Source organism: Exiguobacterium sp. KRL4, from assembly GCF_001870785.1.
In the GTDB taxonomy this organism is placed as follows: Bacteria; Bacillota; Bacilli; order Exiguobacteriales; family Exiguobacteriaceae; genus Exiguobacterium_A.
This window is the reverse complement of sequence record NZ_MOLV01000019.1, coordinates 37,401-53,024: the sequence shown is the minus strand read 5'-3', so window position 1 is coordinate 53,024 and position 15,624 is coordinate 37,401. Positions and strand designations below refer to the sequence as shown.

General features: G+C 45.3%; 15 protein-coding genes. 7 read left to right on the top strand and 8 right to left on the bottom strand.

The window, feature by feature from the left end; all coding sequences use genetic code 11:
- Positions 1 to 27: 27 nt before the first annotated feature.
- Both BLD48_RS11735 and BLD48_RS11730 read left to right on the top strand, forming a co-directional pair.
- A complete protein-coding gene (locus BLD48_RS11735) occupies positions 28 to 1,203 on the top strand; it encodes a DEAD/DEAH box helicase (protein WP_071500364.1) in 1,176 nt (391 codons plus the stop codon).
- On the top strand, positions 1,200 to 1,844 hold the full coding sequence (locus BLD48_RS11730; RefSeq protein ID WP_026830925.1) for a hypothetical protein: 645 nt from the start codon (positions 1,200 to 1,202) through the stop codon (positions 1,842 to 1,844). Before BLD48_RS11735 ends, BLD48_RS11730 begins: the two co-directional genes overlap by 4 nt.
- Before the next feature lie 305 nt (positions 1,845 to 2,149).
- Here the strand turns inward: BLD48_RS11730 and BLD48_RS11725 are convergent, their stop codons facing one another.
- From BLD48_RS11725 to BLD48_RS16405, 6 genes are all read right to left on the bottom strand, one after another.
- Positions 2,150 to 3,940: a GGDEF domain-containing protein gene (locus tag BLD48_RS11725; protein WP_071500363.1), complete on the bottom strand. Its 1,791-nt coding sequence runs from the start codon at positions 3,938 to 3,940 to the stop codon at positions 2,150 to 2,152.
- 153 nt (positions 3,941 to 4,093) lie between these two features.
- Positions 4,094 to 5,989, bottom strand: coding sequence for an ABC-F family ATP-binding cassette domain-containing protein (locus BLD48_RS11720; RefSeq protein WP_071500362.1), 1,896 nt, complete (start codon positions 5,987 to 5,989; stop codon positions 4,094 to 4,096).
- 1 nt (position 5,990) lies between these two features.
- Positions 5,991 to 6,689 carry a lysophospholipid acyltransferase family protein gene (locus BLD48_RS11715; RefSeq protein ID WP_071500361.1) on the bottom strand — a complete coding sequence of 233 codons (699 nt, stop codon included), beginning with the start codon at positions 6,687 to 6,689 and terminating at the stop codon, positions 5,991 to 5,993.
- Positions 6,690 to 6,765: 76 nt separating this feature from the next.
- A complete protein-coding gene (locus BLD48_RS11710) occupies positions 6,766 to 7,023 on the bottom strand; it encodes a hypothetical protein (protein WP_012369519.1) in 258 nt (85 codons plus the stop codon).
- Between the two features lie 41 nt (positions 7,024 to 7,064).
- Positions 7,065 to 7,370: a hypothetical protein gene (locus BLD48_RS11705; RefSeq protein WP_071500360.1), complete on the bottom strand. Its 306-nt coding sequence runs from the start codon at positions 7,368 to 7,370 to the stop codon at positions 7,065 to 7,067.
- A 124-nt stretch (positions 7,371 to 7,494) separates the two neighbouring features.
- Positions 7,495 to 7,662: a hypothetical protein gene (locus BLD48_RS16405; RefSeq protein ID WP_012369521.1), complete on the bottom strand. Its 168-nt coding sequence runs from the start codon at positions 7,660 to 7,662 to the stop codon at positions 7,495 to 7,497.
- Between the two features lie 223 nt (positions 7,663 to 7,885).
- Between BLD48_RS16405 and BLD48_RS11700 the strand changes: the two genes are divergently transcribed.
- The 5 genes from BLD48_RS11700 to map all read left to right on the top strand — a co-directional run bounded on the left by BLD48_RS11700 (position 7,886) and on the right by map (position 13,083).
- Positions 7,886 to 8,740: a S1-like domain-containing RNA-binding protein gene (locus BLD48_RS11700; protein ID WP_071500359.1), complete on the top strand. Its 855-nt coding sequence runs from the start codon at positions 7,886 to 7,888 to the stop codon at positions 8,738 to 8,740.
- 337 nt (positions 8,741 to 9,077) lie between these two features.
- Positions 9,078 to 10,697: a degradosome RNA helicase CshA gene (cshA, locus tag BLD48_RS11695; RefSeq protein WP_071500358.1), complete on the top strand. Its 1,620-nt coding sequence runs from the start codon at positions 9,078 to 9,080 to the stop codon at positions 10,695 to 10,697.
- Positions 10,698 to 10,792: 95 nt separating this feature from the next.
- The gene (locus BLD48_RS11690; RefSeq protein ID WP_026830928.1) at positions 10,793 to 11,059 is read left to right on the top strand and encodes a hypothetical protein; all 267 of its coding nucleotides are present in this window, start codon (positions 10,793 to 10,795) and stop codon (positions 11,057 to 11,059) included.
- A 72-nt stretch (positions 11,060 to 11,131) separates the two neighbouring features.
- A complete protein-coding gene (locus BLD48_RS11685) occupies positions 11,132 to 12,322 on the top strand; it encodes an EAL-associated domain-containing protein (RefSeq protein ID WP_071500357.1) in 1,191 nt (396 codons plus the stop codon).
- A gap of 14 nt (positions 12,323 to 12,336) precedes the next feature.
- Positions 12,337 to 13,083, top strand: a complete 747-nt coding sequence (gene map, locus BLD48_RS11680) for a type I methionyl aminopeptidase (RefSeq protein WP_014969620.1) — start codon at positions 12,337 to 12,339, stop codon at positions 13,081 to 13,083.
- Positions 13,084 to 13,159: 76 nt separating this feature from the next.
- On the opposite strand, the gene menC is transcribed toward map, so the two are convergent.
- Positions 13,160 to 14,233, bottom strand: coding sequence for an o-succinylbenzoate synthase (gene menC / locus BLD48_RS11675; protein ID WP_071500355.1), 1,074 nt, complete (start codon positions 14,231 to 14,233; stop codon positions 13,160 to 13,162).
- Positions 14,230 to 15,603, bottom strand: a complete 1,374-nt coding sequence (gene menE, locus BLD48_RS11670; RefSeq protein WP_071500354.1) for an o-succinylbenzoate--CoA ligase — start codon at positions 15,601 to 15,603, stop codon at positions 14,230 to 14,232. Before menE ends, menC begins: the two co-directional genes overlap by 4 nt.
- Positions 15,604 to 15,624 lie beyond the last annotated feature (21 nt).

Genomic DNA, 15,624 nt, shown 5'->3' with positions numbered 1-15,624 from the left:
GGATAAGAGAGTAGGAGAATACACGTTATGGACTTTATGAAACCTTTTATTACAGAAGCATGGGAACGTGCGCGTTTTGAAAAAATGATGCCCGTTCAAGAACAGGCAATTCCGTTGTTGCGTGAAAGAAAAGATGTTTTGGTCGAAGCACCGACCGGGACGGGAAAAACATTGGCATACGTCATTCCAGCGTTAGAATTGATTGATGAAAATGAACCCCATATTCAAGTCGTGATTACAGCACCAACACGCGAACTTGTCATGCAGATTCATCAAGTCATCCAATTGTTTGCGCAAGGAAGTGGGATTAAATCAGGTGCCTTCATCGGTGGAGTCGAATTAAAACGTCAACATGAACGTCTGAAGAAAAAACCACAAATCATCGTCGGGACACCCGGTCGTCTTGTGGAACTGATCGATTCGAAAAAGATGAAGATGCATAAAGTAAAATTGATTGTACTCGATGAGGCCGATCAAATTTATGAAAGTGGGATGAGTGCATCGGCAACTCGGATCGCGAACAGTGCCCTCCGCGATCGTCAACTAGCGTTTATTTCAGCGACATTACCGGAACGAACAGCAGAATGGGGTAAAACTTTATTTGCGAATGAACCAGAACGGGTACAAGTCGAACGTGTCGTCAGTACACAAGTGAAGTTTGGGTACATCGAAATGTCACGTCGTCTGAAACCAGAGTATTTACGCCGTTTGGCGAACATGCAGGGTGCAAAAGTATTGACCTTCATCAATAATCGTTCATTCCTCGGACCATTAAATGGAGAATTAAGTAAGTTTTCATTAAAATATCGAATTCTTGACGCCGAAAAAGGAAAACGGGAACGGATGGAGACACTTCGTTCATATAAACGTGGGGAGTTTCCGTTACTTGTCACGACAGGTCTTGCTGCCCGTGGACTTGATATCGAGGCGGTCACACATGTCGTTCATTACGATTTGCCTGAGTCACTCGATGATTTTGTTCACCGTTCTGGGCGTACGGGACGTGGAAATGCTTCCGGGATGGTTCTGGCACTTGTCACGGATCACGATTTGAGACACCTGAAAACATTAGCTAAACAAATGGGTGTGGAGATGGAAGAAATGGAAATCTATCGTGGCGAAGTGATTCCGAAACGTGAAATCACAGAACCAGAGACAATCAAACGACCGGCGAACCCACACCGGAAAGGACCGACACGATGAAAAGTGAACGAAAGATAATCCCTTTTCCGACGACTGTATCGGAAGCAGAGATGAACACGGCACTCAAGACGATGTATCAAGAAGCAGCGACAGCGAGAAGTACGGATTGGGTGGCGTTCATTGAAGAAATCGCAACGGAAGGACGTTGGTATTTAAAAGATGCTGAACTGTTCCGCGATCTATTTGTTGACTGGGCCATCTTTTATGAAACGGATGAACAAGGAAAAACACCGCATGGTCGCTTTTTGGAACAGGTGAAAGAAAATATGTCACCAAGTCTGTATCGGGCATTAAGAGGATTGGCTGACCCAGTCCCTTCTTTATTCCTCGTCGAAGCAGAAGGTGTCGTCGACATCATGTCAAAACAGACCTACCAAACGGATTTAGCGGAAATTGAGGTCGAGACGGGTGACTTATTGATCGGGAAGTTACTTTATATCTCAGGAAAATGGCGTTTTGCGATTGCGTACATGAAGGTCGCCAAAGCACTTGTTCCAGAAGTCCGTATCTTGTTAGCAGATTTTGTCGATGAAGTCGGAGAAGACGCGTTATTACGCCAATATCCGGAGTTTTGTGCCGAGCTGATTGATTTGTTGCTCGACATCGAAGAAGGAAACATCGCACCACGTCCGGAAAAATAACAAACGGAGCTGACTCAAAAGTGAGGACGTCTCTCGATTAAAATGAATGAAGGGAGGTGGATTTCCGGATCAAACACCGGAAATCCACCTCCCTTTTCCTTCGCGAACAATAAGAATTTGCATAGAAATGGCCGATGATTCCGTGAAAAGATGGAATCATCGGCCATTTGATTGATGGGGGACGGAAACGTTCATCCTCGACTCCTATGGGGAAATGAAGCGCGATTGGCGCTTCCGTCCGTCACAAGGATTGATTTTGGCCTGACTTATGAGTCAATCCCGTTTGTGTCGTGCCATAGTATCACTTATTCTTCAGAATGGTAGACGGCAATCCCATTCTTATCTTGATGCTTCACCCGATACATCGCAAGATCGGCATGTTTCAGCCACTGTTCTAAATTTGTTCCGTCCACATGAGGTGCTATTCCGATACTCCCAGAGACATGCAGTGTCTGTCCATGGTGGACGTAGGGATGACATAAAAGGGTCAAAAAAAGTTTACAACGTCGTCGTAACGAAAGTTCATTTTCCGCGGACGTCAATAAAGCAAATTCATCACCTCCAAGTCGATAAACGGATTCGTCAGCGTCTAGTTCAGCAGAAAGGCGTCTTGCGACTTCTGTTAAGATGTAGTCGCCGGCTTCATGACCATACGTATCGTTAATGAGTTTGAAACCGTCCAAATCAATGAGTGCCAAATAATTGAAGGCAGATGATTTTTGATTGAACGTCCGTTCGAGAGCACGACGATTTCCGATTTGGGTCAGTCCGTCATGATAAGCATAATATTCGATTTGTTGCTGCCGTTCCATTCGATCCGTCACGTCATGAAGAATTAAAAACTGACCAACAAAGGTGTCGGCAATCATGATGGGAATCGGAATCAGCTCAAATTGTTGATTCGATTGATTTCGATAATGATTAGAGTTCTGCATCAAGGCGGTCTGGAAATGACGAAATTCGATGGTGACGCGATCGACGGCCATATTCGAAAGTCCAAAAATCCGTTGGGCGGCTCGATTCGCATAGATCGGTTCTTTTGCTTGATTAAAACGAACGATTGGATCAGGGTGCCCTAAAAACAGTGGAATGACTTGTTGTTCGCTTGCTTTAATCTGTTCCGTTCTACGCGTGACGCGTGTCGTCAATTGTTCATTTCGAGTATCCAATTGGCGGACGATTGAGCTATGTTGTCTTGTGATTAAAATTTGACGGACAATCAGTAAAAATAAAATGACGAAAACATCACGCTTGCCATCTTCCTGCTCAATGAGATAGTGAAGGAATAATGGTAAGGACAGAAGTGGAAGCCACGTGCGTTGGACGATGGATGATTTGCTCGTTCCTTCGACAATATGATCGATGTGCCATAAAATAGCTGCACTTTGAGCTAAGCGGATAAAAATAGGTGAAAAAATCAAATACGTTGCCGTAAAGCCCGGGAAATAGACGGACGAGATCTCATAAAGTCCTCGGATGAAGATGGACAAGAAAAGCAAAAACAAGGTAGTCCGGGAGACCCAGTGTGTCTCTTGGATGAAAGAAAAATAAAAAAAGACGAACAGACCAAGGGATGTATTGATGATGACGATCAAGGAGTACGGAAACGTGTTGACGGTCGGATCAACGAATTCATTCAAGATATGAAAAGCAACGAGTGCCAGGAAAATCACTAAAATGAAGGCATCCATCCCGGCTAACACGTGTTGCCCAAATCCTTTTTTGGAGGCAATCCGGTAAAAGATGGCGAATGAAAATAAGTAATGTGAGAGTGAAAAAAATACTAAGCTGTAGACGCCGGACACAGTGCCTAACGAACTGAATAAATGAATGGTCTCGAGAATCGAACCGATGGCGGATAAGCTGAGTGAACCGAGTGCCAGTAACCAAAACTTTCGACGCGGGACAATCAGAGACCGCTCTTTTTTGTAGGCGACTAAGATGAAAAAAGCTAATAAGGAAAGCGACACGTACTGTAACACTTGTTCGATTAAAAGATTTGAAATCGAGTCATGTGTATACGAAATAAGGATCAGGACGGTCGAAATAATCAGTAAGGGTGGAAACCATTTTATGAAATAGGGGGATTGTTGCATCAAACTACCTCCTGCCATGAAGTGTTCAAACGAATCGTTTCATTTTTTTTAATCATACACTGCTTTTCCCCAATTTCATTTAAATCAAAAAAAAGAAATCGTCTAAACACCCAATGAGAGGGGGGAGAGACGATTTCACAGTAGTTCCGTAATTTAGTTTTTATGGTTTTCGTAAGCCTCGATTTTTTCAGAGAGATACGTCCAGTATTCCATCAATTGGTCGCTTTTTGTTTTTGCCTGCTCGATTTGTTGATAGATGTCGTTCACTTGACCGAGATCACTCCCGGATGAAGCGAGTTGTTGTTCGAGCGATTCCAGTTCAAGTTCCGCCTCTTCAATTTGAGACTCAATCGTTTTCCAATCGAGCTGCTCTTGATAACTGAGTTTTTTCGGAACCTCGACGACTTTTGTCTCAACAGGGACAGGTTCAGTCATGACAAGTCCGTTATCGGTTGACGGGAGTTCGCGTTGCTCCAAATAATCGGTATATTGTCCGTAATACGAGACGATTTCCCCATTTTCAAATGCTAATAACCGATTCACGACCCGGTCGAGGAAATACCGGTCATGACTGACGGTGATGACGGTTCCTGGGAATGAATCTAGATAATCCTCTAAGACAGATAACGTTTCCGTATCTAAATCGTTGGTCGGCTCATCGAGGAAAAGAACATTGGGTTCGTCCATCAAAATCGTCAATAATTTTAACCGTCTTTTTTCACCACCGGATAACTTACCGATTGGTTTGTATTGTGCTTCCGGTTTGAATAAAAACTGTTCAAGCATCTGACTCGCTGTGATTTCTTGTCCGTCAAGTGTCGTGATGACCTGGGCAATCCGTTCGACTTCTTCGATGACACGTCGCTCGGGATGGCTAAATTCTGCGAACTGACCATAAAAACCGACTTTGACCGTTTCCCCATGAATGATTTCGCCACTGGTCGGCTCTAAATGTTTCGCGAGAATCGATAACAACGTGGATTTGCCACTCCCGTTTCGACCGACGATCCCGTACCGTTCTTTTCGGCCAAACAACCAGTTGAAGTCGCTGAATAATGTCCGGTCACCAAATTGATGGCTGACACCAACCGCCTCAATGACTTTTTTTCCAAGTCGTGTCGAACCGACCTGGACTTCGAGTGCCGCTTCATCTTCTTCGTAAGATAACTCTTGTAAGGCATCAACACGCTGAATCCGTGCCTTTTGTTTAGTAGTTCGTGCTTTTGCACCACGCCGTAACCAGGCGAGTTCCCGTCGAAGGATGTTTTGGCGTTTTTCTTCCATCGAAGCGGTTCGTTCTCGACGCTCAGCACGTTTTTCCAGAAATGACTCATAGTTGCCGACATAAAAATAGGCCGTTCCGTTGGCGATTTCCATCATATGATTCGTGACACGGTTTAAAAAATAGCGATCGTGGGTGATGAGTAAAATCGCACCACGGTATTCCTTGATTTGTGATTCGAGCCAGGTGATGGTTTCGGCATCAAGTTCATTGGTTGGCTCATCCAGTAACAACAAGTCCGCTTCGTCGAGCAAGGCCTCCGCTAAGCCAACCCGTTTACGTTGGCCACCGGATAAGGAACCGATTGTCGCTTCGAGATCCATGATACCGAGTTTATTTAAAATCATTTTTAGGCGGGACTCAGTATCCCAGGCATTAGCGGCATCGAGTTCTGTTTGAGCGTTAATGAACCGCGTTAATAACATTTCATTCGCAGGATCTTGCTCGAGCGCGAGACGGGCAACTTCGTAGTGGCGAAGAGCATTGATCGTCGGTGTATTTCCTGATAACAAGACTTGCATGACAGTCTGGTCTTCCGGATAGGCGGTTGATTGTGACAAGAGGCGAATCCGGTAATCATTTGGATGATGAAGTTCACCCGAATCAGCCGTTTCTTGTCCAGCTAGTATATGCAATAACGTTGATTTCCCGGTTCCATTGACACCGATGATCCCGATCCGGTCCCCTGGACTGACGGAAAACGTAACATCTTCGAAAACAATCTTATCGGCAAATTCTTTTTTTAGTTGATCGACTTTAAGTAACATGTCAGGCTCCTTCTACAATTTCCTTGATTTGTTGTTCGACCAGGACGACTAATTCCTTTTGAGACATCGTTGCTGGATCGATGGGTTTTAAAATCGTTACATCGACAGTCGCGGGACGGATCCGCCCGGTTTCTTCCATGACCCGGTAGCTTCCGGAAATCGCAATCGGAACGACGAGCGCACCACTTGAAGTAGCCAAAGTAAAACTACCCGCTTTAAATTCAGCGACAGGTCCGCCCTTAGAGCGTGTACCTTCCGGGAAGATGATCATCGATTGTCCGTCTTTGATTGTCTCGATTCCAGCACGGATGGCTTTTAAGGACTGACGGCGATCTTTGCGATCAATCATGACACATCCCATCAGATTCATCCAGACATTGACGATCGGAATCTTGTTGACTTCGATTTTTGAGATAAAAGCTTTTGGCTTATCGATTTTTCCGAGGAGGATCGGGACATCAAAATTGCCTTGATGGTTGGCGATGAAGACGACCGGTTGATCCGCCGGGATGTGCTCTTGTCCTGTCATGCGGACGCGGACACCCGCAAGGCGAAGTAATGAGTTTGCCCAGACGTGTGCGACTTTTTGTGTATAAGCATACCGTGCAGCATGCGTTCGACGTTTTGCCCCCGGAAGAAACGGTAATGTAAGGGGTAGAACTAGTCCAAAGCAAATGAACCAGATGATTGTACGTAACATAGTGGCATCAGACTCCTTTTCTTGTTTCATTATTATTGTACAAAAAAAGACCGGGTATCGCACCCAGTCTTCATCATCATTCCCAATAACGAGGTTCAGACTCCTCTTCTGTTTCACCAAGCTCAAACGTCAGACGGCGTGTGGTCGGATCAATCGAAAAAGAAGCGTTGGTATTATCGATTTGTTTGATCTCCATCGACTCTTCGTCAAGGATCAGTGTTAAGCGGACCTTGTCTTCGTGATCGACAAGCAAGACACCGTCTTCTTTTAACCAAAGATCGATGACGGGAGAATAACGAAGGGTCCAACCGTTGGATAAGGGGATTTCATTCATAGTAACTCGGTTCCTCCTAGTAAGAAGTTAAATCAGATTCTTTATTTATCATGCTGTTCTGTCGCAGATAATGCAAGAGGAGGGATCGATTCACGTTGTTCGTAAGAAAGTTGATACGATTGTTCCCGTTTTTTCATTCGTTCGTACTGTTTCTTGACCCGGCGATGTTGCACATATTCATGATAGGACTGGTGAGACGTCCGAAGGAGCTGTCTGAAAGAAGAGAGCGATAAACAGATGGCAAGTGTAAAGACGAATACACCAATCGAATCTGTGTAATAACCCGACGTGTAACTTAAGTATGTACTGATGAGACCCGTAAGCGTCGTGAAAAGATAAAACCACATGACATGCCCTCCTTAGTTTAGATGCTATACATCTTTTAAGGAATTCGTGATGAAAACTCGATTTCCTGTATCGCCCAGTAAAACTTCGGGAAAAATAAAAAAATCCACACGAGAGGTGTAGATTTTAAGGTGTATCGATATGTTGGAGTGCTGGCGTCTTCGGAGACAAGTCGGTACTGTTCGAACCTTCTGCGAAAACGATTCCGATCGTAGCAAGGAACGCAAAAAAAGCAAAGACCAATGTTTTAGTGAAGCGTCTTGCAAAAGAACGCGATTGAATGTTATGAAACATGTTTTTCCCCCATATTTAACTAAACTAAACCTTCTTTTTCCTATTGTCTTATCATATCTCTTTTTTTCAAAAAAATCACTCAAATCAGAACCGTTCACAGAAATGTCATATTTGTTCTCTTTTGCTTCATGTCAGAAAGGGGATGAAAAAGAGTATAGTATGGTAGGTGATACGTAAAAACCGGGAAAAAATGATGGAAACGACAGAAGGGAGATGACCACAAATGGCATTACGCGCAGGACAGGTTGTCACATTAAAAGTAGAACGAGAAGCGGAGTTTGGTGTTTTTTTAAGTGACGGGGAAGAAGACATCTTACTTCATAATAATGAACAAACGAAAAAACTGGAACTCGACGAAGAAGTAGAGGTCTTCCTTTATCAGGATAATGAAGGACGATTGGCCTCATCGATGACGATTCCGGAAGCATCGTTTGAAGACTATGTCAAAACGACGATTAATGGGACACGCTACAATACAGGTGTGTTTGCGAATATTGGAATCCAAAAAGATGTACTCGTGTCGCTCGATGACTTACCACAACGTCGGACATTTTGGCCGGAAGAGGGCGATCAACTGTATATTCGCCTCAAGCATGATCAAAAACTTCGTCTGTTAGGTGATCCGGCTCCATATGCGTATTTCAACTTACAGGCAAAACCGGCACCAGAAGAGTGGAATAACATGGATGTCGAAGGGTTAGTCTTTGCGCAACGCGATCCTGGTGTAAACGTCTGGGTGAACGAGCAAACGATTGGTTTTCTGCATGAACAAGAGATGGAACGTTGGCCGCGACTTGGAGAAGTTATGAAATTACGGGTGACAAATGTGAAGCCAGATGGTACAGTATTACTTTCAGCAAGACCACGTGCTCACGAGGCAATCGACATCGATGCGGATTTGATCATGAATCATCTGCTTGAACATGACGGTCAGATGTCGTATGGTGATAAGACACCTCCTGAGACGATTGATGAGGTATTTGGCCTAAGTAAGGCTGCCTTCAAACGTGCTTTAGGTCGATTGTTGAAAGATAAAAAAATAGAAAAACATGAAACGGGTATTCGGTTGACGAAATAAGATCAACCAAGTGAGCCTACGTTTCGAATAAATAGTTAGGAATTCATCATTTTGGTGGTTGCGGCTGGTATTTACCGGCGACCATTTCCAAATAGAACCCCATCACTAGTGGGGGCAAGCGACGTATCCTTGATGCGTTGACGGTCCGGGCATTTTGCCTTTCCCTCGCCCTTATGGCAACGATTATGATGGTGACTTCCCTAAACATTATTATAATAGAAATAGCTACTATCTTTTAGGATGAGCTTCTGTTATAATAGGTAGTCGATTGTATTCGTTACGGTAGCGTCTGTTTAGTGGCAGACGCTTTTCATATGACAAAGGAGAGTATTTAGCATTGACAACATTTCGTGAATTAAATCTTAGTGAGGCACTTATCAAAGGTGTCCTAAAAATGGGCTTTGAAGAAGCAACACCAATCCAAGCAGAAACGATTCCTGTCGGTCTTAGCGGCGTTGACTTAATCGGTCAAGCACAGACAGGTACAGGGAAAACAGCAGCATTCGGTATTCCTACAATTGAACGCATTGACGCAAAATCACGTCATATCCAAGCACTTGTGCTTGCACCAACACGTGAACTTGCTATCCAAGTAGCGGAAGAATTGAATCGTATCGGTGAAGTGAAACGTGTTCATGCCTTGCCAGTATATGGTGGTCAGCAAATCGACCGTCAGATCCGTGCACTTCGTAAAAACCCACAAATCGTCGTGGCAACACCAGGTCGTTTGATGGACCACATGAACCGTAAAACATTAAACCTCGACCACGTCCAAACAGTTATCTTGGATGAGGCAGATGAAATGTTGAACATGGGCTTCGTGGAAGACATCGAGAAAATCTTGGGGACTCTTCCGGAGTCACGCCAGACACTTTTGTTCTCAGCGACAATGCCACAACAAATTCGTAAAATCGCAGATCGTTTCATGACGACTCCGACACATATCAAAGTAAAAGCAAAAGAAATGACTGTCGAAAACATCGACCAATCATTCATCGAATTAAAAGAAAACCAAAAATTCGACGTTCTTTGCCGTTTGATTGATACAGATTCTCCGGAACTCTCAATCATCTTTGGTCGCACGAAAAAACGTGTGGATGAGATGACAGAAGGACTTGTCCAACGTGGATACACGGCTGACGGTTTACATGGTGACTTGACACAAGCAAAACGTGACCAAGTTATCCGTCGTTTCAAAAAAGGAACGATTGATATCCTTGTAGCTACAGACGTAGCGGCACGTGGTCTTGATATTACAGGCGTGACACACGTCTATAACTTCGATGTCCCGCAAGACCCAGAAAGTTATGTTCACCGTATCGGCCGTACTGGTCGTGCTGGTAAAACAGGATCAGCTATCACGTTTGTTACACCACGTGAATTTGGTCAGATTAAAACGATCGAACGTGTTACAAACAAAAAAATGACACGTCGTCATGCACCGACGCTTGATGAAATCCTAGAAGGTAACTTGAAGCTTGCTGCACAAGAATTGATCAAACGTGTAGAAGCGAAAAACTCACAAGAGTATACAACACTCGCTCAAGAACTTCTTGAAGAGTATGAAGCAGTTGAATTGATCTCAGCAGCGCTTAAAGGATTGACGAAAGAGCCGGATGCAACGCCAGTTCAAATTTCTTCAATCGAACCAATTCGTGTAAAACGTTTTGGTAGCGGTGGTGGTAGTGGCAGTGGCGGTAATCGTCGCCCTTACGGTAACAAAGGTGGATCAGGTTCTGGTTCTTCGAGCAACCGTAGCAGTGGTGGATACCGTGGCAGCAACCCACGCAGTGGAAGTGGAGAACGTCGTGAAGGCGGTCGTCCTTCTGAAGGAAACCGTAGCGCGTCTTCATCGTCTTCGTCATCATCAGATCGCCGTGAAGGTGGATACGCTGGTCGTAACCGCAGTGAAAGTGATCGTAACCGTGGCGGACGCAAACCACGTTTTGAAAAATAAGAAGGTCGAACCGATTTGTCACAGACAAGTCGGTTCTTTTTTATGGAATGTCATGCTAAAATGAGCAATGAAAGATATAGAGAGGGCGGAAATTTGTGTATACTATCTACGCTATAGCATTCATTTGTCTGATCGTGCTTGTCGTCGCGACGAAACGAATTAGTGAGCGGACGACGAAAGGGCACTTCCGTTATATTCCGTTAGCCACCTTGTTATTTGGAGGGATTATCTTTCTTGTCCTTGCGATTGGAAAGGGTGGGGCGACCGGTATCCAGTACGGGGTCCTGAGTATCATCTATCTCACGGCGACATTTGGTGTTTATCTGTACATCGCGATTCGAAAAGATACGACCTTATTTTAAAGACAGGACCTCTCTGATTACAGGGAGGTTCTTTTTTTGTTAAGATGGAACAAGAGAAAAGGAGGGAGAAGAATGGATGCCTTAGATGTCATTGTTCATCCCGAACAGATTGAGGCTTGGTTTCAGCCGATTGTTGGAGCAGCGCCTTTTAAAGTGGAAGGGTATGAAATTCAGTCACATTTCCGTGGAGAACCGCTAAAACCATTTTTTCAAGAAGATGATGTACCGATTGAATATCAACTCGAAGTGATGAGTCATGTCATTCGGCATGCGTTTCAGAAAGTACCGTCGGATGACCATTCGTTTGTCTTGATTCGTTGTCGGCCGGCCTGGTTATTCGAAAACGGCGGAGAAGATTTTTTAAGTATCTTACGTGATGCCCAAATTGATTTTCCGGAAGATCGTTTGTATGTGACCTTAACGGATGTTCAAGTCGATGACTTTGACCGTCTTGGTCGAATCGTCGCCTACTATCAAAACTCTGGTCTGAAAGTTGCGCTCGATCGAGCAGAAGCGACCAGTCTAGAACGGGTCTTTTCGATGTCACCGGATATGTTGATCGTCGATTTGGCCTCGATGATTGAAAAGAAAACCGTCTCTGCCAGTTACCCTCATTTGTTACAAACCATGGAACATCTCTGTGATCAGTTAGGTGCGCCTCTGCTTTATAAAAACATCAGTCATCTTGGTCAGTTACGATACGCATGGCAGCATGGTGGGCGGTACTATATGGGAAATTTATTAGGAGAAACGACACCAGACTGGGTGACGACGTGTCCGGGGATGGAAATTCTTCTTCACGAAGTTCCGATGTTTTATAAATATGACCGGGAACAGATGAACCGACTGTTTCAACTGGAACAAGACTGGACAATTCGTTTTAATGAGTACTGCCAGTCAGTCAGGCAAGATGAAGAATTGGATAGTTGGCTGTTGATGTTAGCGAAAAAGATGGAACCGGAATTCATCCGTTTTTATATCACGGATGCCAACGGGTTCCAGCAGTCCTCGAACATCAGTAAGAAAAGCGGCGAGTGGAAGCGGTATTCCTTTTACCAAGGGTACAATTGGAGTTTTCGTCCGTATTTCATTCGGACGACGGTGGCGATGGAACGACGGCATACCGGTTACTTATCTGATCGCTACGTCGACTTCAGTTCAGGCGAACAGACACGGACATTCAGTATGCCGCTAAATAACGGGATGTTTTTATTTGCTGATATTTCAGCGGAGTACTTATATCAAGAACGATTAAGCGAATAGGGAGGAAATGAATGATGTTGGATTATGATTATGAGGCACTACGTGAAATCGGACGGATTGTTGCGATTGCACGAGACGAAATGGCGAATGCGGTCAAACCAGGAATCACAACAAAAGAGTTGGATGAAATAGGTGCACGAATCTTAAAGGAACACGGAGCAGAATCAGCGCCAATCGTCATGTATGATTTTCCGGGAGCAACGTGCATCAGTGTAAATGAAGTGGCAGCACACGGTATTCCAGGAGCTTACGTGATTCAAGAAGGGGATATCGTCAACGTTGATGTCTCCGCTGTGAAGAATGGATATTATTCCGATACAGGGAAAACCGTCATTGCGGGTCAGGCACGTCGTCCGGAAGACGTTCGATTAGTGGAAGTATCGCTTTCTGCACTCGAAAAAGGCTTGGAAAAAGTCAAAGCTGGAACGAAAGTAAATCAAATCGGAAAAGCGATTTATGCAGAAACACGTAAAAGTGGATTTACAGTCATTCGCAATTTAGCGGGACACGGGTTAGGGAAAACACTTCACGGGGAACCGGAATCGATTTCTAATTATTTCAGCCGAGAAGAAAATGACTTACTAAAAGAAGGACAAGTCATCGCTGTCGAAACCTTTATTTCAACAGGGGATGAGTTTTGTATGGAGGATGAAAAGGATGGCTGGACGTTATACACACCAAACAAAAGTCTGGTTTCCCAATTTGAGCATAGTGTCATCGTCTTAAAAGATGGTTATGAAATTTTGACGAAAGTGGATTAACAGCGTCCCTGTATGAATCATAGGAGAAAAAGAGTATCGGTGTTTCGCTGGAAAAGCGGATGCCGATACTCTTTTTCTATAGATACGTTCGTGATTCGGTTAGATGGTGAAGACGTTCGAGGGAAACGGCATGTTCCTGATAACGAATGCAGCCGTTTTCGACGAGGTAGTCCTGCTCGAGTAGATCTTCGATAAAATAATGGTTCGTGCCGGACATATCAATCGGATAGGCGAGACCCGGCAATGTAGCAAATGCTAACGTTTGACGGCGGCCGATGCCACTTTCGAACATACCACCTAACCAGTAAGTCGACGACGCTCGGACATCCAGTGCCGCTGTCAATCCACCGAGACGGGCCGGTTTGATATTAATGATCTGCCCCGCTTGGAGTTGGTGCATCAAGGCGGCATCATGTGTCGTTTGAATCGATTCATCGAGACAAAGTGGTGTTTTGAGGATGGAGGCGGCATGCTGATGGCTTAACCACTCATTTGCTGAAAAGGGTTGTTCCATCATGAGTAATGAAAATTCGTCCCACTCTTGAAGCAGAGGCAGGTCAGACAGATGAAAGCTACCATTGGCATCAAACATCAAGGGAGCGTCCGGAAAAGTTTGACGAACCTGTTCAAGGATGTTCGTATCCGTTGGCGCCAGCTTCAGTTTGATTCGTTCGAACCCATCACTTAACGCAAGACCAACATGCTCGATCGTCTGTTGGACAGACGATCGACCAAGTGCTTTCCCACAACGAATCGCTTGGCTCTCGTCTCCACCGAGGTAGGTCGCGAGTGATTGCTGTTCAGCTTGTGCGAACAATTCGTAGACGGCACCGTCAAACATCGCTTTTGCCATCTGATTGCCTTGAATCGGTCGGAAACGTTCAGCAACGGCTGACGGTCCCTCAAGGGGTGCTGCGATCAGCAGTTGATACAGTAAGGGGGACAATGCACGGAGTGAGCTTTGTGTCTCCGGTGTATACCAAGGGGTCTCAAAGGCAACACCTTCTCCATAACCGACACGGCCTTCTTGATCCGTCAGCCGAAGAATCGTCGTACGCCGTTCGGATAAGACAGAGATGGCGGTATGCATCGGTTGACGAAAGGTCAGTCGAACATCAAATAACTCGGCGCTCCGAAGTGTGATCGTCATAACGATTCCTTCAACTGACGGCGAATCAGCTTACCGTTTGCGTTGCGTGGTAACGTATCACGATAGACATAGGTGACTGGGCATTTGTATTTTGCCAATAACTGCTCCATCTGTTGCCGGACGGAGGACTCTTCCAGCTGACTGACGATGAAGGCGACTGGAACTTGTCCCCATGTCGGATCAAACCGCCCGACGACACCAGCTTCCGTGATGCCTGAAATCGATAACAAAGCAGCTTCGACTTCAGCCGGATACACATTTTCTCCACCGGAAATGATCAGATCACTCCGTCTGTCCAACACGTACAAGTAACCGTCTGAGTCGATTCGTCCGAGGTCTCCGGTTTTCAAATAACCATCTGCAGTAAAGGTCGACGTAGTCGCTTCCGGGTTATTAAAGTAACCGTTCATGACGGTTGGTCCCTTGACTTCGATTTCCTGATGACGTGTGATTCGAATCTCCGTCGGTGCGATGGGTTTTCCGGCAGAACCGATCTTTCGAAGGGCATCTTCCGGTAAGAGTGTTGCGATTTGGGATGCTGTCTCCGTCATGCCGTAAGTTTGCATGACAGGGAGATTGCGATCTAACGCACGGGTCAAGATAGGTAACGGAACAGGTCCTCCTCCGGTCAGGACAACCCGCAAGTCATGACGATGTAGTCCAGCTTCGAGTAACCGATCCAACATGACGGAAACAAGTGAGATGTGTGTGACCGCTTCCGTTTTGATCCATGTAATGGTCTTGTTTGGTGAAAAATGTGGTTCGAGTACTAAAGGGACACCGTAGATGACTGAACGGTAGACGACGGCTAAACCACTCATATGAAACAGTGGGGTAACGACGAGGAACCGATCATCCGGGAACGAACCGATATGGCGTGCCGCATTCATTGCGCTCGAAAAATGGTTGAGCATCGTCTGTTCGACTGCTTTAGGTTGTCCGGTCGTGCCGCTCGTAAATAACATTGATTGGATATAATGTTTTGGCATATGGCGGACGAGAATCTCAGGTGCTTGATTCGGCGCATGGAACGGTAGGCGTTTGACGTTAGAATCGAGCAGACGGTCCGAGATGACATATTTGACGTTCGCCTGTTTCAATTGCGCACTGACTTCACTTTGACTAAGCCGGATGTTAATCGGAACAATTGTCAACTCAAGCAATTGGGCTGCGTGAATGGCGATGATGTACGCGGTGCTGGAAGGACCATATAAGGCAATCCTGTCGCCGCGCGAAAGTAGTGGTGCCCAAGCGCTTGCTAGTTCGTGCGCCTTCTTATAAAGTGCGGACCACGTCAAACGTTCCGTATCCGTGATCAGTGCAAGGTCGTCCGGTTGTTCTTTTGAACGGGTATAAATCCAAGGATACACAGACCGTCACTTCCTTTCTTG